At 56.3% G+C, this 22450-nt stretch carries 19 protein-coding genes; 2 read left to right on the top strand and 17 right to left on the bottom strand.

The genetic code is table 11. The features are described from left to right. Positions 1-10: 10 nt before the first annotated feature. Both MKY74_RS05625 and MKY74_RS05620 read right to left on the bottom strand, forming a co-directional pair. Positions 11-1237 carry an MFS transporter gene (locus MKY74_RS05625; RefSeq protein ID WP_076174771.1) on the bottom strand — a complete coding sequence of 409 codons (1227 nt, stop codon included), beginning with the start codon at positions 1235-1237 and terminating at the stop codon, positions 11-13. A gap of 214 nt (positions 1238-1451) precedes the next feature. After that, on the bottom strand, positions 1452-3518 hold the full coding sequence (locus MKY74_RS05620) for a molybdopterin-containing oxidoreductase family protein (RefSeq protein ID WP_076174773.1): 2067 nt from the start codon (positions 3516-3518) through the stop codon (positions 1452-1454). 327 nt (positions 3519-3845) lie between these two features. On the opposite strand from MKY74_RS05620, the gene MKY74_RS05615 reads away from it, so the two are divergent. Continuing rightward, positions 3846-4496, top strand: coding sequence for an SDR family oxidoreductase (locus MKY74_RS05615; protein ID WP_244169412.1), 651 nt, complete (start codon positions 3846-3848; stop codon positions 4494-4496). A 661-nt stretch (positions 4497-5157) separates the two neighbouring features. Here the strand turns inward: MKY74_RS05615 and MKY74_RS05610 are convergent. Further along, positions 5158-5634, bottom strand: coding sequence for a glutathione peroxidase (locus MKY74_RS05610; protein WP_076171834.1), 477 nt, complete (start codon positions 5632-5634; stop codon positions 5158-5160). 45 nt (positions 5635-5679) lie between these two features. Beyond that, a complete protein-coding gene (locus MKY74_RS05605; RefSeq protein ID WP_076171836.1) occupies positions 5680-6090 on the bottom strand; it encodes a YjdF family protein in 411 nt (136 codons plus the stop codon). Between the two features lie 299 nt (positions 6091-6389). Between MKY74_RS05605 and MKY74_RS05600 the strand changes: the two genes are divergently transcribed. Further along, complete coding sequence (locus MKY74_RS05600; RefSeq protein ID WP_076171838.1) at positions 6390-7601, top strand: oxalate decarboxylase family bicupin; 1212 nt, start codon at positions 6390-6392, stop codon at positions 7599-7601. A 149-nt stretch (positions 7602-7750) separates the two neighbouring features. Here the strand turns inward: MKY74_RS05600 and MKY74_RS05595 are convergent, their stop codons facing one another. The 13 genes from MKY74_RS05595 to MKY74_RS05535 form a co-directional block, all read right to left on the bottom strand. Next, positions 7751-8773, bottom strand: coding sequence for an LLM class flavin-dependent oxidoreductase (locus MKY74_RS05595; RefSeq protein WP_076171840.1), 1023 nt, complete (start codon positions 8771-8773; stop codon positions 7751-7753). A 338-nt stretch (positions 8774-9111) separates the two neighbouring features. Further along, complete coding sequence (locus tag MKY74_RS05590; RefSeq protein ID WP_076171842.1) at positions 9112-10650, bottom strand: DEAD/DEAH box helicase; 1539 nt, start codon at positions 10648-10650, stop codon at positions 9112-9114. 199 nt (positions 10651-10849) lie between these two features. Further along, complete coding sequence (locus MKY74_RS05585; protein ID WP_076171844.1) at positions 10850-12520, bottom strand: ABC1 kinase family protein; 1671 nt, start codon at positions 12518-12520, stop codon at positions 10850-10852. Position 12521: 1 nt separating this feature from the next. Beyond that, positions 12522-12851: a phasin family protein gene (locus tag MKY74_RS05580; protein WP_076171846.1), complete on the bottom strand. Its 330-nt coding sequence runs from the start codon at positions 12849-12851 to the stop codon at positions 12522-12524. Between the two features lie 73 nt (positions 12852-12924). After that, positions 12925-13563 (bottom strand): ThuA domain-containing protein, encoded by a 639-nt coding sequence (locus tag MKY74_RS05575; protein WP_076171848.1) that lies wholly within the window; start codon positions 13561-13563, stop codon positions 12925-12927. A gap of 138 nt (positions 13564-13701) precedes the next feature. Then, positions 13702-14514 carry a uroporphyrinogen-III synthase gene (locus MKY74_RS05570; protein WP_076171850.1) on the bottom strand — a complete coding sequence of 271 codons (813 nt, stop codon included), beginning with the start codon at positions 14512-14514 and terminating at the stop codon, positions 13702-13704. Positions 14515-14602: 88 nt separating this feature from the next. Then, a complete protein-coding gene (locus MKY74_RS05565) occupies positions 14603-15145 on the bottom strand; it encodes a DUF2062 domain-containing protein (RefSeq protein ID WP_076171852.1) in 543 nt (180 codons plus the stop codon). Positions 15146-15287: 142 nt separating this feature from the next. Further along, positions 15288-16379 (bottom strand): GerAB/ArcD/ProY family transporter, encoded by a 1092-nt coding sequence (locus MKY74_RS05560; RefSeq protein WP_076171855.1) that lies wholly within the window; start codon positions 16377-16379, stop codon positions 15288-15290. Positions 16380-16409: 30 nt separating this feature from the next. Continuing rightward, entirely contained in the window at positions 16410-16625 is a 216-nt protein-coding gene (locus MKY74_RS05555; protein ID WP_076171857.1) for a hypothetical protein, read from the bottom strand. Further along, the gene (locus MKY74_RS05550) at positions 16618-17805 is read right to left on the bottom strand and encodes a Ger(x)C family spore germination protein (protein WP_076172527.1); all 1188 of its coding nucleotides are present in this window, start codon (positions 17803-17805) and stop codon (positions 16618-16620) included. Before MKY74_RS05550 ends, MKY74_RS05555 begins: the two co-directional genes overlap by 8 nt. A gap of 7 nt (positions 17806-17812) precedes the next feature. Next, the gene (locus MKY74_RS05545; protein WP_076172530.1) at positions 17813-19384 is read right to left on the bottom strand and encodes a spore germination protein; all 1572 of its coding nucleotides are present in this window, start codon (positions 19382-19384) and stop codon (positions 17813-17815) included. Positions 19385-19577: 193 nt separating this feature from the next. Next, on the bottom strand, positions 19578-21536 hold the full coding sequence (locus tag MKY74_RS05540) for a methyl-accepting chemotaxis protein (RefSeq protein WP_076171859.1): 1959 nt from the start codon (positions 21534-21536) through the stop codon (positions 19578-19580). Positions 21537-21907: 371 nt separating this feature from the next. Then, complete coding sequence (locus MKY74_RS05535; protein WP_076171861.1) at positions 21908-22324, bottom strand: MerR family transcriptional regulator; 417 nt, start codon at positions 22322-22324, stop codon at positions 21908-21910. Between the last annotated feature and the right edge of the window lie 126 nt (positions 22325-22450).

Genomic DNA, 22450 nt, shown 5'->3' with positions numbered 1-22450 from the left:
TGAGTCATCGTCAGCTTCCGAAGGATTCGGCCAGATCGATCTCCGCCTGCCGGTTGCGGACCGCGTGCGTCACAAAGAACACAACCGACAGCACCGCTACCCCAATCGCCAGCCAGGTCACCGGCATAATTCCTCCGTTATCATACAGTATTCCCATGACATAGGGCCCTGCCATTCTTCCGACGGCCCCCATTCCCCCGGTCAAACCGATATAGAACGGAGCCGCCTTATAGGCGTGATCGGAAATAAAAGCCGGGATGGCCGGCGAGATCAGCATCTCTCCGAGCGTCGCCAGGATCATAGCCATGACCATTCCCGGATAACTGTGCAGACCAGCAATGACAAGATAGGCCCCCAGGTAAAAGAGGCCGCTGGCCGTAATTTGGGCCGACGAGGTCCGTGCGAACCAGCGCTTGATCAGGCTTGTCAGCGGCTGGGCGACAAAAATGAGAATGCCGTTCATCGTCCACAGGAAGCCATAGGCCCGCTTCGGCATGCCCTCGGAGATAATGAACGGGGACACGCCTGTGTTCCAGATCGAGTTCCCCAGCCAGAGGAACAGGGAACCGATGCCGATGAACAGGTAAACCCTCGTATTGCAGAGCAGGGACCAGGTACCTTCGGCGCGTTCGGGCTTGTCCTTTTTCTGCAGATGAACCGGCCCCTGCTCCTTATCGAGCCTGCTGAGATAATTCAGGAAAAACATGGCGAAAACCGCCGATGTGACCCCGTTCAGAATAAAGGTCAGGTCGTAGGACAGATCGGCAAGGAATCCGCTCAGCGCCGTCCCCAGGGCGACGCCGATGTTGTTGGCGACGTACACGACGTTAAACAGCTCGCCCCGCCGGTCGGCGAAGCGGTAGCCGATGAACGCCTGGATCGCCGGCATGGACACGGCGTTGCAGAAGCCGATAAAGCCCATCAGAGCCATGTATAAATACCAATACGGGCTGATGAAGGGCAGGGCGAACAGGCCAAGCGCATTCAGGCCAAGCGACCCGACGATGAGCCGCTTCACCCCGACCCGGTGGTACAGCGCGCCGCCGAGCAGCTGGCCGATGATGCCGCCCAGCGCCTGGATCATGATGACCAGGCCGGCATCGGCCATCGAGTGGCCCAGCTCCTCAAACACGTACATGGTGGTGAGCGGCCACATCAGCGACCCGCCCGCCGAGTTGATCAGGCTGGCCGCCAAAAATATTTGAACTTCCCTTGGATAGGATTGCAGAAATTTCATGTTAGGAATCTCCTGTGCAGCGGTATGTGGTGAGGCCGGGCAGATGTCCGGCATCTGAAACCGGCAGATCACGAACGAAAAAAAGAAAGCCCCTGGGGGCTCTCCGGCAGGTGTCCGCCAAGCGTAAAACCGGCTGACACCTGTAGCAATTTATCGTTATGTCTGCCGTCCCACATGACAGTATCTATCATATTGTGTCATCCCGCAATGACCTTCACTGACGCTTTACTTCGACAGTGGTTGAGAAGAACGTGGCTCCGCCGCCCATGTCGGCCAGGCGGTCGGGCGTCAAAGCGTTGGCCCGCTGCCTGCGGCCGTCCTTTGCCCACCACAATCCCTGGCTTACGACAGTGCCGGGAAGCATTTTATCCGTGACCACAGCCTTCAGCTCATACCGTCCCCGCTCGTTGTATACGCAGACGGGATCCCCGTCGGTAATGCCGCGTGCAGCGGCGTCTTCCGGATGGATCTGCAGCACCGGCTCCTTCTCCAGCTTCTGATGCTTTTCCACATTGGCGAAGGTGGAGTTCAGGAAATTGTGGTTCGGCGGCGAAATGAACATGAGCGGGAAGCTCTCTCCTGCTGCAGGACGGCGCTCACCGTCGTAGCCTTCCTTCAGCGGGACATACTCCGGCAGCGGCGGCAGTCCCGCCAGCTTCATCGCTTCGGAATACAGCTCGATTTTGCCGGAAGGGGTCGGCAGCCGGTCCAAATAGTGCAGCTTCGGCGTCATGTCGAGCTTGACGAAGCGCTGCTCCTTCAGCGACTCCAGGGTTACTCCGTTCAGATAGGGATTGTCCGGATAATCCAGCGCCGCTTCGATCATCTGCTCCTCCGTCTGGGAGAAGGCTTCTTCATCAAAGCCCATCGCCCGGCCCAGCAGAGAGAACAGCTCCACGTTGCTCTTGCTCTCGCCCTGCGCAGGAATGACGGGCTCCTGGATCTGAACATATTGATGCCAGTAAGAGCCGAACAAATCTGTGCTCTCAAAGGAAGAGGTCGCCGGCAGAAGGATATCGGCGTATTTCGCCGTATCGGTCATAAACAGGTCATGCACGACCGTAAACAGGTCCTCCCGGGCAAATCCGGCCTGAACCCGTGCCGTATCCGGCGCGACAACCAGCGGGTTGCTGCAGTAGACAAGCAGCGCCTTGATTGGCTGCTCCGTCATGGCCAGCGCTTCCCCGATCCGGTTCATGTTGATGCTGCGCGCCTCCGGGTTCGGCCGCAGATCCGGGCGCTCCAGCGCTTCGCTGTTCATCGCGTTATAGCCGCCGTTGGACTTGGCGGCACCTCCGCCCTGCTTCAGCCAGTGGCCGGTCAAGGCCGGCAGGCAGGCGATGCTGCGGATGTTCATGCCGCCATTGTCATGATGCTGCAACCCGTTGCCGATGTGGATGTAGGCGGCTTCCGCCTCGCCGTACATACGGGCCAGCTTCTCGATATCCTCCTCCGGAATGCCCGTAATTTGGGATACAAGGGCCGGGGTGTACGCCTTCACATGCTCCCGCAGCTCCTCATGGCCGACAGTGTACTTGGCCATAAAGTCATTGTCCGTCAGCCCGTCGCGGAACAGGATGTGCATCATGCCCAGTGCGAGCGCCGTATCCGTTCCGGGATACAGCGGAATAAACCAGTCGGCCCACTGGCCGGTGCGGTTGCGGTGCACGTCGATCACGACCACTTTGGCTCCGCGCTTGCGGGCTCTCTCCGCAATGACGACTTGGTGCATATTCGTGCTGATGATGTTGCCGCCCCAGACCAGTATCAGGTCGGCGTATTCGGTATCTTCCGGCGTCGTTCCGCCGCCGAAGCCCATCGTATATCTCCAGCCGGCGCCGCCGGCGGAGTTGCATATCGTTTGGTCCAAACGGCTTGTACCCAGCGCATTGAGGAAACGTCGGTCCATGCCGTCGACGCTGAGAATGCCCATATTACCGTAGAAGCTGTAGGGCAGTATCGCTTCGGAGCCATGCTCCGCAATAATATCCCGAAAGCGCTGGGTAATTTCCGTCACCGCTTCGTCCCAGGTGATCCGTTCAAACTGGCCTTCCCCTTTGGGCCCCGTTCGCTTCATCGGGTACAACACCCGGTCCGGATGATAAACCCGCTCCGTCATATTTCTTACCTTATTGCAGATCGCACCCTGAGTAATCGGGTGATCGGGGTTGCCGGTCACTTTGACGATTCTACCGTTCTCCTTGTGCAGCAGCAGGCTGCAGGTATCCGGGCAGTCCAGCGGGCACACCGCAGGAAAAACGCCGTTCTCTTGCTCGATCATCTCCCGCTCCATCTCCCTCTATATGAAGTCTGTATATGCTTGTATTTCTATCTTAAAGCGAGCCGGCAAAATCCGCAAAAGAAAAAATAAGGCATCTGTTTCAACCCCACACCCGCCGGGTATAAAAAGAACAGGAGCATAGAGTGGACGAACCGTGTTCGCCCTGCCTGCTATGCCATATATCATGGACCACTCCCAACCGAATTCGCCAGGTCGATGTTTCGTTCCCCCGGACGCCGACCTGGCGAATTTGTTTATTTTTGGAATTCGATCAAAACCTGTGTTCCCGCCCTGGACATCGGGGTAATGCATACGTAGAGGTGATCAATGATGACAACCGTTTTTGTGGCAGGCGCAAACGGCCAGACCGGGCGCAGAATCGTATCGAAGCTGGTTGAGGCAGGTTATGACGTGAGAGGGCTGGTCCGTAAAGAAGACCACCTCCGGGATCTGGAATCCACAGGAGCTAAGGGTTATCTTGGAGACTTGTCGGGAGCTTTCTCCGACGGTATGAAGGGAGCGGACATCGTCGTCTGCGCCGCAGGGGCCGGCACCTCGGGAGATCCGGAGCATGTGGATCATGTCGGAACCGTTCGGCTCATTGAGCAGAGCGTGCTGGAGCAAATTCCACGGTTTGTGCTGATCAGCTCTATGGGCACCAAGGATCCGGACGCCATGCCTTCCTTCCTGAAGCCCTTCCTGATGGCCAAACGCAAGGCCGAGACCATCCTGGAGGAAAGCGGGCTGAGCTATACGATTATCCGTCCGGGCGGGCTGACAAACGAGCCGGGCAAAGGCAAGGTGCATGCCGCTCCGGAACTGCAGCGTCACGGCCGGGTATCCAGAGATGATGTGGCCGCAGCTGTTCTCGCGGCGCTGCAAATCCGGCAGACCCATAACCAGTCGTTCGACCTGCTTGAAGGCGATACCCCGGTGGAGGAAGCCTTGAAAGGATTAAACGGCAGCGTTCCGCAGTAACATCCGTTTTTGTAAGAAAAACGTCTATCGACGCACCTTCAAAGTAGACAGACCGCGTTTAAAGGAAGTTTTTCCTGCAATATCAGGAAGCAATGGCTATGGAGTTCATACTTACTGATATTATAAGAAAAACGTCTATCGACGTACCTTCAAAGTAGACAGACCGCGTTTAAAGGAAGTTTTTCCTGCAATATCAGGAAGCAATGGCTATGGAGTTTATACTTTCTGATATTATAAGAAAAACGTCTATCGACGTACCTTCAAAGTAGACAGACCGCGTTTAAAGGGAGTTTTTCTTGCAATATCAGGAAGCAATGGCTATGGAGTTCATACTTACTGATATTATAAAAAAAACGTCTATCGACGTACCTTCAAAGTAGACAGACCGCGTTTAAAGGAAGTTTTTCTTGCAATATCAGGAAGCAATGGCTATGGAGTTCATACTTACTGATATTATAAGAAAAACGTCTATCGACGTACCTTCAAAGTAGACAGACCGCGTTTAAAGGAAGTTTTTCTTGCAATATCAGGAAGCAATGGCTATGGAGTTCATACTTACTGATATTATCAAAAAGGTCTGTCCCGTTTTCGGGACAGACCTTTTGTTCATGATATTGGTTCGTATCACTTTCAGGAAGTTTTCAGGAAGCATCCCGGCAGTTTACAGCAAACCGCGAATCGCTTCCGTCATGGCTTCCGGCGACTCCTTCGGTTCAAAACGGGCAACTACTTCTCCCTGCCGGTTCACCAGGAACTTCGTAAAGTTCCATTGAATCTCGCCGTCTTCGGCCGGACCCGGCTGCTGCTGTTTCAAATATTGAAAGAGCGGATGAGCCCCTTCCCCGTTCACTTCCACTTTGGCGAATACCGGGAATTGAACCCCATAATTCAGCTGACAGAACGATGCGGCTTCTTCACTGGTACCCGGCTCCTGTCCTCCGAACTGGTTGCAGGGAAATCCAAGGATTTCGAGCCCCTGCGCCTTGAACTGGTCATACAGCTTCTGCAGGTCGCCATACTGTGGCGTTAATCCGCATTGGCTTGCCGTATTGGCGATGACCAGCACTTTACCTTCATAATCCTGAAGAGACACCTCTTGACCAGAGGTCTTGGCTGCTGTGAATTGGTATACGGACATGTGATTACCCCTTTCTATCCTTCATATAGAATTGGCATTCTGCTGCTATTTACCCCGATGCTTGGCCTTGGCCTTCCTTACGGCGATCTCCCGCTTGTAAGCGGCCAGGGCTTCCCGCTGTTCCCTGTTTCGGCAAGTGCGCTGCTTCTTTGACTTCTCCAGCTCCAGGCGAAGCGCCTCCTGGCTCTGGGTGCTGACGCCTCGGGAGCGGGACTCCTTCGCCGCCTGCCGGGCAAGCCGCTTCGGGTTGACCGACTTCACAGGCAGCCGCGCGGCCGGGACGCTGCAGGATAAACGCTCCACCAGCGCGGGAAGATCGTTCATAACGTACTCCCACACTTCCTGCAAAGACGGCTCGGAACCAAAGACGTGACAACCCGCCTTGAGCCCGTCTGCTTCCTGCACTTCGACGACACCGACCCAATAAGGATCTTCAAAAAATACCGTGAGTTTCACCAGTATTCCCCCTCTGTATAAATCGGACCGAGGGACATCCCGAGGGGGGAAGGCTACTGACATGTGATCCGGGAGGCTGTGCTGGCGAATCGCCCTCTGCCTCCCTACATGCGCCGCGGACTACCGACCGGGCTGTGATTTTACGATCCACTTTCCATGATACTCCAAAGCGGCCGTGATGCAAGTCCGGCCCCAAGCGAATCCAATGAAGCCGGGAATCAGCCTCATATCGGCATGCGGCGGTTCATATACTTTCCTGTAGCTGAAAGCGAGATTACTGCTGAAAAGGGGCCATACGCATGAATCATTCATCCAATCGGCCGGAGTCGGGCAGGCGGATTCCCCAGCCGATCCGCGGCCGCGAAGGGGCGACCGACGAGGGGCCGCGCGACGTGCTTCGGGACATGGAGAATCCCGATATGCTCGTTCCGCCGAAGACCGATAACGGGCTGATACCCAATTTAAAATTTTCCTTCTCCGATACGCACATGCAGCTTAATGAAGGCGGATGGTCCAGGGAAGTGACGGTTCGCGACCTGCCCATCGCCACCACGCTGGCCGGCGTCAACATGCGCCTCACCCCTGGCGGCCTGCGTGAGCTCCACTGGCACCAGCAGGCCGAATGGTCCTTTATGCTGCTCGGCAGGGCACGCATTACGGCAGTGGACCAAAACGGGCGCAATTTCATTGCCGATGTGGGTCCCGGAGATCTCTGGTATTTCCCGCCAGGCATCCCCCATTCCATCCAAGGGCTCGAGGAAGGCTGCGAGTTTTTGCTTGTTTTTGACGACGGACATTTCTCCGACCTGAATACCCTCAGCATCTCCGACTGGTTCGCCCACACGCCCAGGGAGGTCCTCTCAGCCAATTTCGGCGTTCCGGAAAGCGCGTTTGCAAGCATCCCTCCCAGCCAGGTGTACATCGAGCAGGAACCCGTTCCCGGTCCACTGGACAGCCAAAAGGTAACCTCGCCCTACGGAGAGGTGCCCCAAACCTTTACGCACCGCCTGCTCGCGCAGCCTCCGATCATCACATCCGGCGGCAGCGTACGGATCGTAGATTCGTCCAATTTCCCGATCTCGCGTACCGTAGCGGCGGCACTGGTGGAAATCAAACCCGGCGGAATGAGGGAGATGCACTGGCATCCGAATCAGGACGAATGGCAGTATTACCTTACCGGCCAAGGCAGAATGACCGTATTCGCCGGTGGCGGCAAGGCCCGTACGTTCAACGTTCGCGCGGGCGACGTCGGCTATGTGCCGTTCGCCTTCGGACACTATATCCAGAATACCGGAACAGACAGCCTCTGGTTTTTGGAAATGTTCAAAAGCGACCGGTTCGCGGATGTGTCATTGAACCAGTGGATGGCCTTGACACCACGGGAGCTGGTGGCGGAAAACCTGAACGTCGGGTCCGATCTGCTGGATGCGCTGCGCAAGGAAAAATCGCCTGTAGTCAAGTACCCCGGCTTCACCTACACGAAGCCAAAAGACGGCGCCCCGGACGGATAATATCCAGGGGGCCGTCTTTTTTTCTAGATGCAAGAAAGTATTAGCTTCGGAGAATGTGCTTCTTTATAACACAAGAAACACTTCCGGATGCGGTCTTGCTTCCGATGTATGCCGATAGACGTTATTCTAATTTCCGCCTGTTCGTTCTGTTATCGTCCGGCGGCGTCCGCCGGACGTCCGAACGCTTCGGCGATCAGCCGGAAGGACTGCAGCTTATCCTCAAAACGATGGGTAATGCTGGCGATCATCACCTCATCGGCATTGTATTCCTCGCACAGCTCTTCAATTCTGCGCTTCACCTGCTGCGGGGAACCGACGACCATCCGCTTGCGGTTCTCCTCAATCCGGATTCGGTCGTACCGCGAATACGGATATTCCAGCGCTTTCTCCACCGACGGAGTGCCTGAAGACGATCCGCCCTTTTCCAATAAAATGAGCGAGAGATCCATGCTGGACGCAATCCGGTTCGCTTCCTCCTCCGTCTCTGCGCATACGGCAAAGATGGCCACCAGGGACTGGGGCTTGTCAAAAATGGCCGACGGCTGAAAATGCTCCTGGTACCAGCGCATCACATCACTGCCGCCGGAACCGTTGATAAACTGGGCGAAAGCAAAGCCGGTTCCCCGCATGGCGGCAATCCCGGCGCTGCCACCGCTGGAGCCAAGCAGCCACATTTCCGGAACGGTTTGGACCATCGGCGTGGCCAGAAGTCCAGCAAAAGGATGTTCCGGACTCAGGGAATCCGTCAAATAGGCGACTAAGTCGTCGATCTGATCGGCGTAACGGTCCTCGCCGCGCATCTTCCCTTCCTGAAGGGCACGGGTCGCCAAAGGCATGCCGCCCGGCGCGCGTCCGAGTCCTAGGTCGATTCTGCCCGGATAGAGGCCTTCCAAGAGCCGAAAGTTCTCCGCTACCTTGTAAGAGCTGTAGTGAGGCAGCATTACGCCGCCTGATCCAACCCGGAGCGTCGATGTCTTCGCCGCCAGATGGGAGATCAGCACTTCCGGACTGGAGCCGGCCAGGTTCGGGGAGAAATGATGCTCCGATACCCAAAAACGATGGTATCCGAGCCGTTCGGCTTCCTGGGCCATGGCCGCCGTCTGGGCCAGCGCTTCCACCGGATTGCTGCCTTCCGATATCGTTGATTGATCCAATATGCTCAGCTTGATCATTACGCATCAAGACCTTTCTGCTATGACTGATTGCAGCCGGTGCTGACTGCTATTGCAGCAGCGGCATCCAGGTTTTGGATGAGCTGCCCTGCTATTATATCATGCGTTTGACGGGCTGCTGAAACGCTTGGCCGCAAAGTGGGAGGTTGCCCGAATCATCCGAGTCAGAAAACAAAAACGGCAGCGCCGCGATAGAGTACGGTTTGCACGGGCGGCCCACCCATTAGCAGATTTAGAGATTTGCCTCTAAATTTCGGGGCATCCGTGAGGACAAAAAAAAGGCAGCAGCTGACCCCGCCTGGGTTAGCTGCTGCCTTTGCCTTGGCCGCGGGGCGCCGTTATTTCCGGCGCCCGCGTCCTCCCGCGCTCCGGCCTCTGCCGCCGGGAGCGGATGGGCGGCCCGTGCCGCTCCGCTTGGCATCCCGGCCGCCGCGGGAACCGCCAACCGGCGCGCCGCGTTCCGCGCGGGCCGCTTGGCCCCGGCCGCCGCCAGCGCTGCGGCCGTCACGCTGCCCGGCCGCACCAGTGCGGGAGCGGCCGACACCTGCACCGCCTGCGCCGGCTTCGCTTCCGGCGTAGGCGCCCCGCGCCCGCTTGGCCTCGCCGCGGGCGCCTCTGCCTTCACCGCCCGCGCGTGCGGGGCGGTCATCCCGGCGCGGGCGGCCTTCGCCGCGCCCGCCGTCTCTGCCGCCGCGTCCGCGGTCCTCACGCTCCGCATGGATGGAGCGCGCCTTGGTCCCCGCGGCAGTGATGCCGGCGCCCTTGTCATACCGGCGCCGTTCAATATTGTACTGGATGTGCTGCTCGATGTTTGCCAGCTCGCCTTTGTCTTTGGGGGCGACCAGCGTGATGGCCATGCCCTTTTCCCCGGCCCGGCCCGTACGGCCGATCCGGTGGATATAACTCTCCACGTCATGCGGAATATCGTAGTTAAACACGTGCGTGACGCCTTCCACGTCAAGCCCGCGGGCCGCCACGTCCGTCGCGACCAGCAGCTGCAGCTTCGCCTCACGGAACCGCTTCATGACCGCTTCGCGCTTCGCCTGCGACAGGTCGCCGTGCAGCTCGTCCGAGTTATATCCTTTCTCCAGCAAGGCTTCGTTGAGTGTCGACGCCCGCCGTTTCGTGCGGCAAAAAATGATCGCCAGGAACGGGCGGTACGTGTCGATCATGGACATCAGCGCCTCCTGCTTCGTCCGGTCCGTCACTTCCACGACGATCTGCCGGATATGGTCCAGCGGCACCGGCGATTTCTCCCCTTTGATCACTACGTCCTCCGCGTCCCGGGTATAGGCTGCCGCAAGCCGCTTGACCTCGGCAGGCATCGTGGCCGAGAACAGCATCGTCTGGCGCTTGTAGGGCAGCGCCTGAATCAGCGTCTCGACCTCGTCCAGGAAGCCCATGTGCAGCATTTGGTCGGCTTCGTCCAGCACGAGCATTTTGACGCGCCCGAGCTCCAGCGTACCGCGCCGGAGGTGATCCAGCAGCCGGCCCGGCGTTCCGATGATCAGCTGGCGTCCCCCTTCGAGCTTCCGCAGCTGCTTCTCGACGTCCTGTCCGCCGTAAACGGCCAGAATCCGGATATCGGTCCCTGCCGCCAGCTTGCGCGCCTCCTCGGTAATTTGCAGCGCCAGCTCGCGTGTAGGCGCAACGACAAGCGCCTGCGGGTACAGCTGTGTCGGGTCTATTTTTTGCAGCATCGGCAGCATAAAGGCCAGCGTCTTGCCGGTTCCTGTACGTGCCCTCGCAATCACGTCGCTACCTGCAAGCAGGAGCGGGATCGTCTCCGTTTGCACCGGTGTCGGGATGGCAATACCGTTCGCCCTCAGTGTATTGACCAATGATTCGTTAACGCCCAAACTTGAAAACTTCAACAAAAATGCACCTCATTCATTAAGTTCCGCCTTTAGCGGGATATATAGTGGATTAACTCGGTTCAGACGCTTGTACTTTTATCTTAAAAAGGAGGACCGCCACGTGACCCGTGCAGGGCCGCCGGACAGACCTCCCTTAAAGGATGAAATGAAAAACGCATGAATAACAATGTATGGATCATAATGGCGGCAATACAGGCAGCTAAAACCTGCCGGATTTGAATATGGAAAACAGCAGCCACAGCACCATCAACAGCGCCACAATAAAGCCGGTTCCGATCACCGGAAAATGCCACAGTACCGAAGATTGCTGATTCAGGGAAGAACCGATGATCAGCCCAACCATGATGATGCTGAAGGCAAGCAGCACGATGCTGAAAGACAGCCGGTTGCTGATCTGGTCGAGCTTCCTCATCAGGGCTTCCATCTCCGGAACGCTGATCTCAACCTTCAGCTTGCCCTTGCTGATTAACGATGAAATCTGCCTTGCCTGGTCCGGCAGGTCGAACAGCGCCTCCGCCAGACCCGCCGCTCCGCCCAGCAGCTTCTTGCGCAGATTGCGGGTGCTGAAGCGGTCCTTGATCAGCTTCCGTCCAAACGGCTCCGCCATGTCGATGATGCTGAGCGTAGGGTCCAGCTTCTCGATGACGCCTTCCATCGTCAGCAGCGCCTTGCCGAGCAGCGTCAGATCAGGCGGAATCATCACTTTGTGACGCTGGGCGACCGCGAACAGATCGTTCAGCGCCGTCCCCATGCTGATTTCGGAAAAAGGAATATTATAGTACTGCTCCCGCAGACTGTCCAGATCCCTGCGCAGCTCGCGAATATCGCCGTCTTCCGGCATCATGCCCAGCCTCAGCACGGCGCGGACCATGCTGTCGGTGTTTTTCCGCATCAGGGCGATGATCAGCGAAGACAGATGATCCTTCATCTCCTCGCTAAGCCGTCCCACCATACCGAAATCCAGATAGGCAAGGCTGCCGTCCTTGCGCACGAGCAGATTGCCCGGATGCGGATCGGCGTGGAAAAAGCCTTCGATGAAAATCTGGTGCAGCATGCTCTCCACGAGCTTCTCGGCCGTTTCCTTCAAATCGTATCCCTTCGCCACAAGCTCCTCCTGATGGCTTAAAGAGATGCCGCGGACATATTCCATCGTCATGACGCGTGAAGATGTATACTGCCAAAATATTCGCGGGATGCACACGGTCTCATCGTTCTGAAACTGCAGTGCAATTTTTTCCGCGTTGCGGCCTTCCTGAGTATAATCCAGCTCAGCCCGCATGGAGCTCGCAAACTCTTCCACCAGGCGGGCGATCTGGTACTGCTTGACCCACACCCAGCGCTTCTCCGCTAGCGCGGTCAGGTCCCTGAGGATTTCCAGGTCTCTGACCACCATCTGCAGAGCGCCCGGACGCTGGACCTTGACCGCTACATCCTCGCCGGTCTTGAGCTTGGCGAGGTGAACCTGCCCAATGGAAGCTGCCGCGATCGGCGACTCCTCAAACCAGGAGAAAATATCCTCGATGGCGTCGTCCAGCTCCTGCTCGATAATGCCCTTGGCCGACTCGGACGAGAAGGGCGGAACCTGATCCTGAAGCTTGATCAGCTCCCGGATAATCGGCTCCGGCAATAGGTCCGACCGGGTGCTGGCCAGCTGCCCCAGCTTGACGAAGGTCGGTCCAAGGTCTTCCAGAACCAGCCGGATCCGTTCCCCCAGCGTCTTGGTCTGCGGCGTCTCATGGGTGATCCACCGTCTAGGTATGGACAGCATCTGGAACAGGCCCAGCTCCTCCACGATATAACCAAAGCCATGACGCATAAGCGCCATGGCGATCTCCCGGTAACGACCGGTATGTCTGATGCGCAGTGCCATCTTATTCCGCGGCCGGTCCGGAACGCTCTGCTTCGAGCTCCGCCACCCTCTTCTCCAATGTTGCAATGCGCTGTTCCAGACTGACGATATCCTGATCGGAAGGAACGTGAATGTCCGTTAATACACGCCGAACCTGGTCTTGAATCCACGTTTTAAATTGGGACTGCTCCTCCTCGCCGCGTTCCACCAGCCGGTTGACCAGATCTTTGGATTCCGACGGCGCCAGCTCGCCCCGTTTGACCAGATCGTCCACGATCTTCTCGACTTTCTCTTTGCTCACTATGGTAAGGCCCCATCCCAATGAAATTGCTTTTTTAAACAGATCACTCATGGTTATTCCTCCCAAAGCTATAGTCAATATATTATACCCCCAAATGATGGGTCATATAAACCCGGGAACCGCATTAACCCGGAAGATGCGCTGCCCACTGCGCTGCCTGCAGAATAAGCCGGCGGATCTGCGGATGGAGGAATGTCGGCTCGTGATGCCCCGGCATCAGAAAGGCGACTCTTCCCATACCGTAGCTATGTTTCCAGGCCGCCGGATGCCACGTTCCTTCCAGTTCGTATTCCAGCAGCACGGTTCTTTCGCCAAACGGGTCAAAATCAATCTGGTACGGCTCTTCGTCGAGTTCAAAAGGCTCGATGCCTTTCGTAACCTGGTCCTCTGCGCTCACCCGGAACGACAGCGGCTGGTACGGCGGATGACCGTTAAAACGGCCGCCGGCCAGCTGGGCCAGCTCATAGCGCCGGTTGCCGATAGACAGGCCGTTGTGGATGACAAGCAGGCCTCCTCCCTGGCTCACGTAAGACAGCAAACCCGCTGTCTGCTGCGGAGACACCTTCTCGTCCCACAAGTCGAAATAGCATATGCAAAGGTCAAACGGCTTCAAATGCTCCTCGAGCAGCAAATTTTTGTTTTCGCTGCATTGAACCGAAATGACATCGTTCAAAATATGGCTGATCTGCGCGTCTACCCCCTGCAAAGGGTGAAATTTCGGATGCGTGTAATCACCGAGTAAAATGCTTTTTTTCTTGTTCATTATGTTCCTCCTTGCTCGCTCTCGTTCCCTATAGCATTCCACACTTTCTGGAAAAAACCTTTAATTCCTTTCGTTTTGATGAAGGAAAAAGGGATGCAGCCAGCCGCATCCCCCGTCTGTATAGACATGTCCTTTCCTTCAATTTCGAACAAAATACCTTCCCAGTTCCACCATCATGCTGCCCATCCGCTCATCTTCCTCCGGCGAGCAGACGCGTTCGATGCCTTCTTCCCGCAGCGCCTGGGCCGTAATTTTGCCGACAGCCGCCGCGACCACCGGTCCGGAGAAAGCCGATACCAGCTTCGGGAGCTCGCCCTTCGCCCGGGCGTACTCGATCAGGTTGCGCACCTGCGGCCCGCTGGTGAACGCCACGGCGTCCAGCTCCGCCGCCGTAATTTCGGCGAGCAGCCGCGCAAGCTCCGCTTCCTCCGGAGCAATATGCTGATACGGCAGCACTTCCCGTACCTGGGCCCCCTGTTCCTGCAGCCAGGCCGTCAGCTTCGGAGCCGGATCGCCGTGCAGCTGTAGAATGACGTCCGCCCCTTGAAACGGATAAGACGCCAGCCCCCGAATCAGACCGGCCGTGCTCCCATCGTCGTCCCGTACGATCGGGATAAGCCCTCTCTTCTTCAGGGCATTCACCGTCTTGTACCCGCGGGCGGCAATGGACGAGCCCTGCAGCGCTTCGAGCAGTGCAGCGCCAGCCCCCATCTCCTCCGCCACCTGATCGATGGCGTCGAGCCCCATGCCCGTCGTCAATATGACCCAGGCGGGTGGATTGGCGATCCAGGCTTCAATATCCTTGCGCAGCTTCACATCGTCGAGGAATACCGTTCCCTGTGCGGGACGAATCAGCGGAATGCCTCCCATATTCTCCACAAGTTTGGCCATTTCGGCCGCTTTGCGGGGACCGGTTAACGCAATTTTTTTACCTGCCAAATTCCGAGCCATGCATCCTTCTCCTCATCAGGGTTCATGGAACCCGCCACTGTTTTATTAAACAGTATACTTGAAATTCCGCCCAAGGAGATGAAAAGATTCACAGACTTTTGACGGCAGCGGCGTTCTGGCGCTTGGCCAGGCGGTGCCTTTTACGCTGGTTATACAAGAATCGAACGACAAAAAAGGAAATGACGCCAAGCACCAGGCCGAACACCGACATGCCGATCAGTACGTGAAGACCGCCCTGCAGCAGATGCTTAAATATGGTAAAATCGCCGGACAGCAGGTTTCTCCAAGCATGCTCCTGGACCGGAATATCCACCATTTTTTTCGGGAAAAACCATTCTCCGATTTTCTTGGCAAAAGGGAGGAGGACGATAGGAAGGAAAGTGAGCTTGCCAATGACATTGCCTATAATAGCTGCCGGAAGCGAGCCGCCGGCCAACCTTACCGTAGGGTAAAAAATCAAATACACCAGCGATCCGGTGGAAATGACGATCATCTCGAGCCCGAACCCGAGTGCAAATCCGAGCGACACTTTGCGTGCTCCGCCCGGGGAACGGAACAGCTTGATCATGTTCAGCTTGATTTTCCGGTAAAACTTATGAAAAATGTTGTGCTTTCTCGATTTAGTTGTCATGTAATCACCCTTCAGGTATGCCTAGCAGGCAGGACATCCCCTTCAGCCGCAGGCTTCAGGGCCGCCCGTTCCTTCTATTGTATCACTTTTATCCCCTCTAATCTAACCGAAAGAGTCTGTTTTATTTTTACCGGCAGAAGGATCAGGTAGCGTCCTCCCGGGGTTCCTGCATCCGGGGTTTTCGATGGGGCCGATGGAACAAAAAGATGAAGAGCGGCAGCACGATGACGAACACCAGGGCCACGACCGTCCACTCCCTGTCGAACCGGAACACTTCGATCGAATTGGGATAGATCCAGAATGCTGTCACCACGGCGAATAACCCGATGGGCGAGGTCATCATTTTTCCGGAAATCTGCGGGATCATCGTTTTTAATCCGTAACAAATGATGAACAAGCTGGTGGAGATATTCAGCAGAACCGCCGGAAACCAGAGGCCAACGAGCAGCATGTCGAACCGGTCGAGGAAATCCGTTATTTTAATCTGCCGGGACATTTCGTAAGACGGGTACATCAGGCTTTCGGCAATGGGTACGCCTACCAGCAGCGAAATCATAATGACGATCAGCAGCAGCAGCCCTGTCGACAGGAGCAAAGCGTACATCCCGTCACGGATCCGGTAATCTTTGCTTGAGAAGATGAACGGGAGCGCCAAGATCTGGCCCAGGTAAGAAAAGACGACCCAGCTCCCTTTGCCGACGCCCGCCCAATCGACATAAAAGTAAGGTTTGATATAGTTGAAATCAAAATCCTTGGCAACGATAAACGGTATGATGAGGACCACCGTTGTCATCATCGGCCCATACAGGTCGGCAATGCCCATCACCGTCTGCACGCCCCCTCTGGCAATAAAAATCACCGTCGCCGTGATCGCAATAGAAATGATGAAAATCGGCGTGAGCGGCAGCAGGACGACATTGGTAAAGTCGGCAACCATGCGGATATCCCTGGCCAGGATGATAAAGAAAAATATCAGATACAGGATGGTAATCACTCTTCCGATCACTTTATGCCGTCCGTTCAGCGATTGGAACAGGTCCTTCCCGGGGAACCGCTTGGCGCTTTTGGACAGCAGCAGAAGCATCAGCGCAACGACGATTCCCGCCGGAAAAAAGGACAGGTAGGCGTGCTGCTTGGCATAATTGGCCAGCTCACTCGGTACGTGGATTAATGTGGTGTTCAAGATGTAGGTAATTCCGAGCATCCTAAACTGCCGGTTCGTCACTTTATTCACAGCCCTGCCTCCTTTATTGCGATTTCACATTCAAAAAGGAACGAATTTTTCGAGATAATGTCCCGCCAGTACCGATCCGTACACGACGTGGCCAAACTGCAGGCAGTAGGCCCAAATTCCGAACCCGCCTGCGAGCAGAATATAGGCCAACCAGCGATTAATCCCCGGAATTTCGCGCATGACCTTCCGATCGACCAGGATCACCAATATAGCGGCCAAGATATACAGCCCCAGAAGCTTAATCATTCCTGATTTCCTTTCTGCCGAAGGGCTTGCCGACGGCTCCGATATTCTCGATATGAAGCTCAGGTTTTACGATAACCCTGACCTCGGGATATGCTTTCTTCCAATTGCCCTTAAATCTCTGCCAAGCCTTAGGGTCATTCTCGTAGATCGACCTGCCGAATCCCAGAATATCCGAATTGTATTTATGCTGCAGAGACCGCATGGCGAGCTGCACTTTATCGACAATCTCCTCGCTGGCCCGGCGCTCCAGGTCCCGGAGGCTATGCTCATCGCTGATAATGCTGTTTGAATCATTTTCGTACACGGCGCCCTTGGCGTAAATTTCGATGGTCATCGTGATATCGTTGCCGCGGACAACCGGTTTCAGCTTGGCCTCATTTTCACTGAAACGGATGGAAATGTGGCCCTTGCCTCCGGGCCCGTCGACGATAATGTCCGGTGAGGGGGCCTGGTTCATGGCCAGATTGATGATTTTGCCTTCCTGCCCTTCCAGGGCTCCCACGAACTTGTCCTCGTCAAACAGAGCCAGGCCCGTAACCTGGATATTATTTTTGGAAGTGCCCACGCCCGGCGGCACCGCTTCTTGAATAGACAGGTACGGAAGAGCCACGTCCACGCCATCCGTCATGAGTGTGTTAACCAGCTGTTTCAGCGAATCGGGCCTTTTTGTGAATTCGTTGATCAGCTCCCGGATCATCTCGCTGGAGAATTGCTCCATCGGCGCTGCGGCGTCCAAAATTTTGTACGCCGATCCGCTTGTCACCGCCACCAGCGATGACAGGCGATTCTGAGGAATCCGGGCAAATTGGTCCAGCATCGGTGCAATGCCGTCCCTGGCGAAATCCTCGCCGATAAGCAGCACGCGCCGGTGGGAGAAGGAAAGGTTCCGGGAGTTGCCGGCCTGGATTTCCATGTTGGCGCTGCGCAGCGTAATGCCCGTTTTCGATTCCAGGTAGTAGGACTTTCCGCCGCTGGTGCCTCCGCCGCCGCCTTTGCTGCCTGCCCCGCCTAAATTCCCCGGCAGGGCGATCTGGAGGGCACTTCGGTACATCCCGTTTTCCTTGTCGACGGAAGATCCGATAACGAAGGCAACGTCGTTGATTTCTTTACGGTCCCAGCAGCCCGCCAGCGCAAGCGGGCTCAGGAGCAATAAACCGGCTACCGCCCATTTCTTGATCATGTCCATATCACCACACCTTGTTTGATTGCGGGGTACCGTTGATCTCCTTCTTCTCACGCACCCGGTCTTTCTTCGATGCCCAGGATGGGCGCCGCTTCATCTTCCACCATGGGGCGCGAACGAACACGTCCTTGTTATCCTGAACATGGAAAGGGCTGACGCCGGACATATACGGCACGCCAAAGGAGGTCAATTGGGTCACGTGGACCAGAATCCAGACCGTACCCAGCACGATGCCGAACAATCCGAGCACCCCGGCCAGAATCATCAGCGGAAACCGCAGCAGGCGGACCGTGATGGCCAGGTTGAACCGCGGAATCGTAAAGGAGGCGATCCCTGTCATCGACACGATAATGACCATAGGGGCCGATACGATGCCGGCCTCGACCGCTGCCTGACCGATAACGAGCGCCCCCAGGATGCTGACCGCCTGGCCGACGGTTTTCGGGAGCCTTACGCCAGCCTCGCGCAAGGCCTCAAAGGAAATCTCCATAATGAGCGCCTCGACGAGCGCAGGAAACGGTATTGCCTCCCGGGCAGCCGCGATGCTGAGCACCAAGGTCGAAGGCAGCATGTCCTGATGATAGGTCGTCGTAGCAATATACAATGCAGGTAAGAAGAGGGCGATAAACACGAATAAATACCGGATCCACCGGATGAAGTTCGTGATGAAGTACCGCTCGTAGTAGTCCTCGCTCGCCTGCATCAGTTGGAAAAAGGTCACCGGACCGATGAGAACGAACGGCGTACCGTCCGTGAATATGGCAAAACGTCCCTCCAGCAGCTGGGCCGCTGCGGTGTCGGGGCGCTCGGTGTACTGGAGCTGGGGAAAAGGCGAATACGGATGATCCTCGATCATTTCCTCGATATACCCGGATTCCAGTATTCCGTCGATTTCAATGTCCTTGAGCCGCTTCTCGACGTCCCGGATCATCTTGGGATTCGCCAGTCCCTCGATGTACGAAATGACCACATCCGTTTTGGTCTCTGTCCCGAGAACGATGCTCTTCATCTTCAGCCTCGGGGACTTAATTTTGAAACGCAGCAGCGCTGTATTGACGCGAAGCATCTCCGTGAATCCTTCGCGCGGCCCGCGGATGACCGCTTCGGTCTCCGGCTCGGATACGGTTCGGCGCAATCCGCCCTTTACATTGAACAGGTGGGCTTCCGAATACCCGTCCACCAGGATGACCGCGCTGGAATTCATCAGCCCCTCGATGACATCCCCCCACATGGTGGCGCTGTTGACCTGGGACAGGGATACGCGCGTATTTTCCAGTGGTTCCAGGTCAGGGTCTTGCTCCTTGCTCTCGTCCCCCTCATTCTTCAGGCGCACCAATCCCTGGATAATGGGCTGAATCATATGGATCTGGAGTTCTTCGGAGAACACGATCCCTTCCACATATACGAGCAGGCCCTCAACGCCCGGGGCAACCTCCATGCTCCGGTAGACCATGTCCGAGCAGTCATCGAAGATATCCTTCAGCATCTCCGTATTGACTTTCAGATCCTTCTGGATCGGCACCTTATCCAACGAAGGAGACGGCAGACCCAGTGCCCTGCCTGTTGGAAGGGCCATGCGCGGCTTATCCGGTGTTGCACCGCCTTTTTTCATCTCCACTAGTCACCTCGATTTCCGCTCCTTGCCAGCAAGAAGGAATTTAACCGTAGGTTGTGCCAGAATTGGATAAATTATGTGGATGGCTCGGGGAATGTACAAAAAAGGCGCCACCCGCTTGCAGCTTCGGGTGGCGCCTGCCTATTCATCGCCGTTAGATTTTAAATTGTGCGACCTGCTCGAGCAGCTGCTCAGCCAGCTTGTTCAGACTGGCCGCCGAAGAGGCAATCTCCTCAATGGAGGCAAGCTGTTCCTGGGCGGAAGCCGATACGGCCTGTGTGTTGCCTGCGGCTGCTTCGGAATACCCCTGAATGAGCCGAATCGACTGTTCGACGCTTTCGCCGCTCTGCGCAAGCGAGCGCGACGCCTCGGCGGCCGAGGCGATGTCCGCGCTGGCTCCTTTGACGGCCTTGCGGATCCGCGTGAACGACCGTCCTGTCAAATCCACCGCTTCGATGCCCTCGGACACCCTCGTCTTCGCGTCGTTCATGGCGGACAGAATCCGCGTCATCTCGCCCTTCATGCCGCTGACGAGCGCCTCGATCCGCTGGGCCGATTGCTCCGACTGCTCCGACAGTTTCCGCACCTCGATCGCGACGACCGCGAAGCCCCGTCCATGCTCTCCGGCCCTGGCCGCCTCGATCGACGCGTTCAGCGCCAAGAGATGGGTCTGCTGGGCAATGCCTGTGATCAAATTGACGATTTCGCCGATTTGGGCCGTACGCTCGTTCATCGTATCCACAATGCCGTCGAGATCGCTGACCGTCTCGTGGATGCTCTGGATTTTGTCCGTGACGCTGATCACGGCCGCGTTGCCTTCTTCCGCCGACTGGGTCGTCCGCTGCATCGTCTGCATGACATCGTCCATGTTGGCCCGAATCCGCTCGGACTCCTTGGACATGACCTCCATGCTCACCATGCTCTGCTCCACACTGCGAAGCTGCTGCTCACTTCCGACGGCAACCTCCTGGATGGCTTCGGTCACATGCTCGATCGCTTTGGTCGTCTGATCAGCGCCTGCAGCCAGCCCCTTGGCGGACGCGTTCACGTGATCCGTGATTTCCTGGACACTGATGATCATCGCGCGGAGATTGTCCACCATCGTCTGGAAGTGACGGCTGAGATTGCCGATCTCATCCCTCTTCGCCGTGTCCAGATCCTCCCGCAAATCCCCCTTGCTGATCCGCTCGGTCGCCAAGGTGAGCGCAGAAATCGGCTTAATGATCGAGCGGATATTGAACAGGATGATGGCCAGGGCGGCCAGAATGGATATCGAAATAACCAGGATCACCGTGTTGCGGATGCCGCTGACGGCACCGGCCACCTCTTTGTCGTACATCGTTCCGGCTATTTTCCACCCGGTGAGCTCGTTCGTCGTGAAGGACGCCCGCTTCTTCTCATTTTCGTATGTATAACTGAATTTTCCTTCTTGGCCGGCAAACAAATGCTTGGTCACCACTTCTTCCGCGGGTTCCCCCGTCTTGTCCGGATGCACCACATAGTTTTTTGCCGTATCGACGATCACGATGTATCCGTCCTTGCCCAGCTTCATTTGGGTCAGGCTGCGAATCGTATCCAGATTGAGCTCGATCGACATAACGCCTTTGCCTGATGGGAGCATCTGGGCGATGGAAGCGGACATTTGGCCGTTGGCCGCTTTAAACACAGGCGAGATGGTCGCGCCCTTCCCCTGCTTGATCGCCCGGATATACCAGTCCTGCTTGCGGACGTCGTATCGTTCCGGCAGCGGGTCCTCGGAGGCCCGGACGAAATCGCCGCTATCCGTGCCCAGCAATATATCCTTGACCTCCTTATGCAGGGTGAGATACTGCCTCAGCTGAGCCTTGAGCTCGCCTCCCTTGCCGGTGGGATCGCTTTCAGCACTGGCGACATAAGGCTGCTGAATCAGGTAAGCGAGATCATCCACCTTGGCCTGGATGTTCTGCGTGATGATCCGGTCAGCGGATTCGCTGCTCTCCAGGGCGTTGGTCATCAGCGTTCCCTCAATTTTCCCCTTGGCCGACTGGTAAGTTAGCATTCCGATCATGACGCTGGGAATGATCAGCACGACGAGATACGATACCAGCAACTTTCGTTTAATGGACAGCGACATTCGTTTCACTAGCACTTTCCTTTCTACTGGGTAATCTGTATCTCCCACCCTCAAATTTGTTACTTGAGTCACGGTCTATATGAGCACATTATCATAGATTTTTTCTCGCTCATCCCCATAACATTTCTACATATATCCATTTTCTTTAAAAATTTTGAACTTATCAATAGGTAATAAGAACTAGTAAGGGCATTCTCAGGCGTCATTCATCCGAGAGAGTTCACGGAGAGTTCACGGCATTTTCTCCGATGGATACGCCGTTTTGCACAAAAAAAACAGCCTGGTGCTTTGCACCCAGACTGCTTGCCGGCTTGCTGCTGATTATTGACTCCCGGTAAATAAAATCATCGCTGTTTGCCTCTGAAGGCAGACTATCGTTTTAGCGCGTTCGTAATCCGTTCCTGCAGCGCCACGAGCTCTTCCCGAACGCGGGCGATCTCCTGGATTTTGACGTCCAGCAGGCCGATCTGCTTGGTAACCGCTTCTCCCATTTGCTCCAGCTCAGCCGTGCGCTGGTCGTCGTCGGACGAGGACGAAAACTTGCTGCGGTGGAGCTCCACCTGCTCATGAATCTGTAAATACTCTTGAATCTCCTGCAGAGAGAAGCCGAGCACCTTGCGGGCTAACACGATATTTTTCAAATGCTGCACGTCATCTTCTGTATATAAACGCATGCCTCCGTCCGAGCGCTCGGGTGATTTGATCAGGCCGATTTCCTCATAGTAGCGGATCGTGCGCTTGGTCAGGCCGGTTTCCTTCGCCACATCGTCAATTTTAAGCCAGTCCATTCCGTTCCTCCCATTCAAGGTTCTCCCCCAAGTATATCGTTCTCCCTAGCAGAATGCCAATGCGCAGACAGCGGCAGGCGGGGGACTCGGGGCAAATGAGAAAACAATCGAAACGCCGTCAGGCGC

It is taken from the genome of Paenibacillus sp. FSL R5-0378 (genome assembly GCF_038009285.1).
In the GTDB taxonomy this organism is placed as follows: domain Bacteria; phylum Bacillota; class Bacilli; order Paenibacillales; family Paenibacillaceae; genus Paenibacillus_AQ; species Paenibacillus_AQ favisporus.
The sequence above is the reverse complement of the archived record's forward strand: the minus strand, read 5'-3'. Positions and strand labels throughout refer to the sequence as shown.

Coding starts and splice junctions, on each gene's coding strand:
- MKY74_RS05575 (WP_076171848.1), bottom strand. CDS start 13,563: ATGAACAAGAAAAAAAGCATTTTACTCGGTGATTACACGCATCCGAAA.
- MKY74_RS05620 (WP_076174773.1), bottom strand. CDS start 3,518: ATGATCGAGCAAGAGAACGGCGTTTTTCCTGCGGTGTGCCCGCTGGAC.
- MKY74_RS05540 (WP_076171859.1), bottom strand. CDS start 21,536: ATGTCGCTGTCCATTAAACGAAAGTTGCTGGTATCGTATCTCGTCGTG.
- MKY74_RS05625 (WP_076174771.1), bottom strand. CDS start 1,237: ATGAAATTTCTGCAATCCTATCCAAGGGAAGTTCAAATATTTTTGGCG.
- MKY74_RS05570 (WP_076171850.1), bottom strand. CDS start 14,514: ATGGCTCGGAATTTGGCAGGTAAAAAAATTGCGTTAACCGGTCCCCGC.
- MKY74_RS05580 (WP_076171846.1), bottom strand. CDS start 12,851: ATGAGTGATCTGTTTAAAAAAGCAATTTCATTGGGATGGGGCCTTACC.
- MKY74_RS05535 (WP_076171861.1), bottom strand. CDS start 22,324: ATGGACTGGCTTAAAATTGACGATGTGGCGAAGGAAACCGGCCTGACC.
- MKY74_RS05545 (WP_076172530.1), bottom strand. CDS start 19,384: ATGGCCCTTCCAACAGGCAGGGCACTGGGTCTGCCGTCTCCTTCGTTG.
- MKY74_RS05595 (WP_076171840.1), bottom strand. CDS start 8,773: ATGATCAAGCTGAGCATATTGGATCAATCAACGATATCGGAAGGCAGC.
- MKY74_RS05555 (WP_076171857.1), bottom strand. CDS start 16,625: ATGATTAAGCTTCTGGGGCTGTATATCTTGGCCGCTATATTGGTGATC.
- MKY74_RS05550 (WP_076172527.1), bottom strand. CDS start 17,805: ATGATCAAGAAATGGGCGGTAGCCGGTTTATTGCTCCTGAGCCCGCTT.
- MKY74_RS05565 (WP_076171852.1), bottom strand. CDS start 15,145: ATGACAACTAAATCGAGAAAGCACAACATTTTTCATAAGTTTTACCGG.
- MKY74_RS05600 (WP_076171838.1), top strand. CDS start 6,390: ATGAATCATTCATCCAATCGGCCGGAGTCGGGCAGGCGGATTCCCCAG.
- MKY74_RS05610 (WP_076171834.1), bottom strand. CDS start 5,634: ATGTCCGTATACCAATTCACAGCAGCCAAGACCTCTGGTCAAGAGGTG.
- MKY74_RS05615 (WP_244169412.1), top strand. CDS start 3,846: ATGATGACAACCGTTTTTGTGGCAGGCGCAAACGGCCAGACCGGGCGC.
- MKY74_RS05585 (WP_076171844.1), bottom strand. CDS start 12,520: ATGGCACTGCGCATCAGACATACCGGTCGTTACCGGGAGATCGCCATG.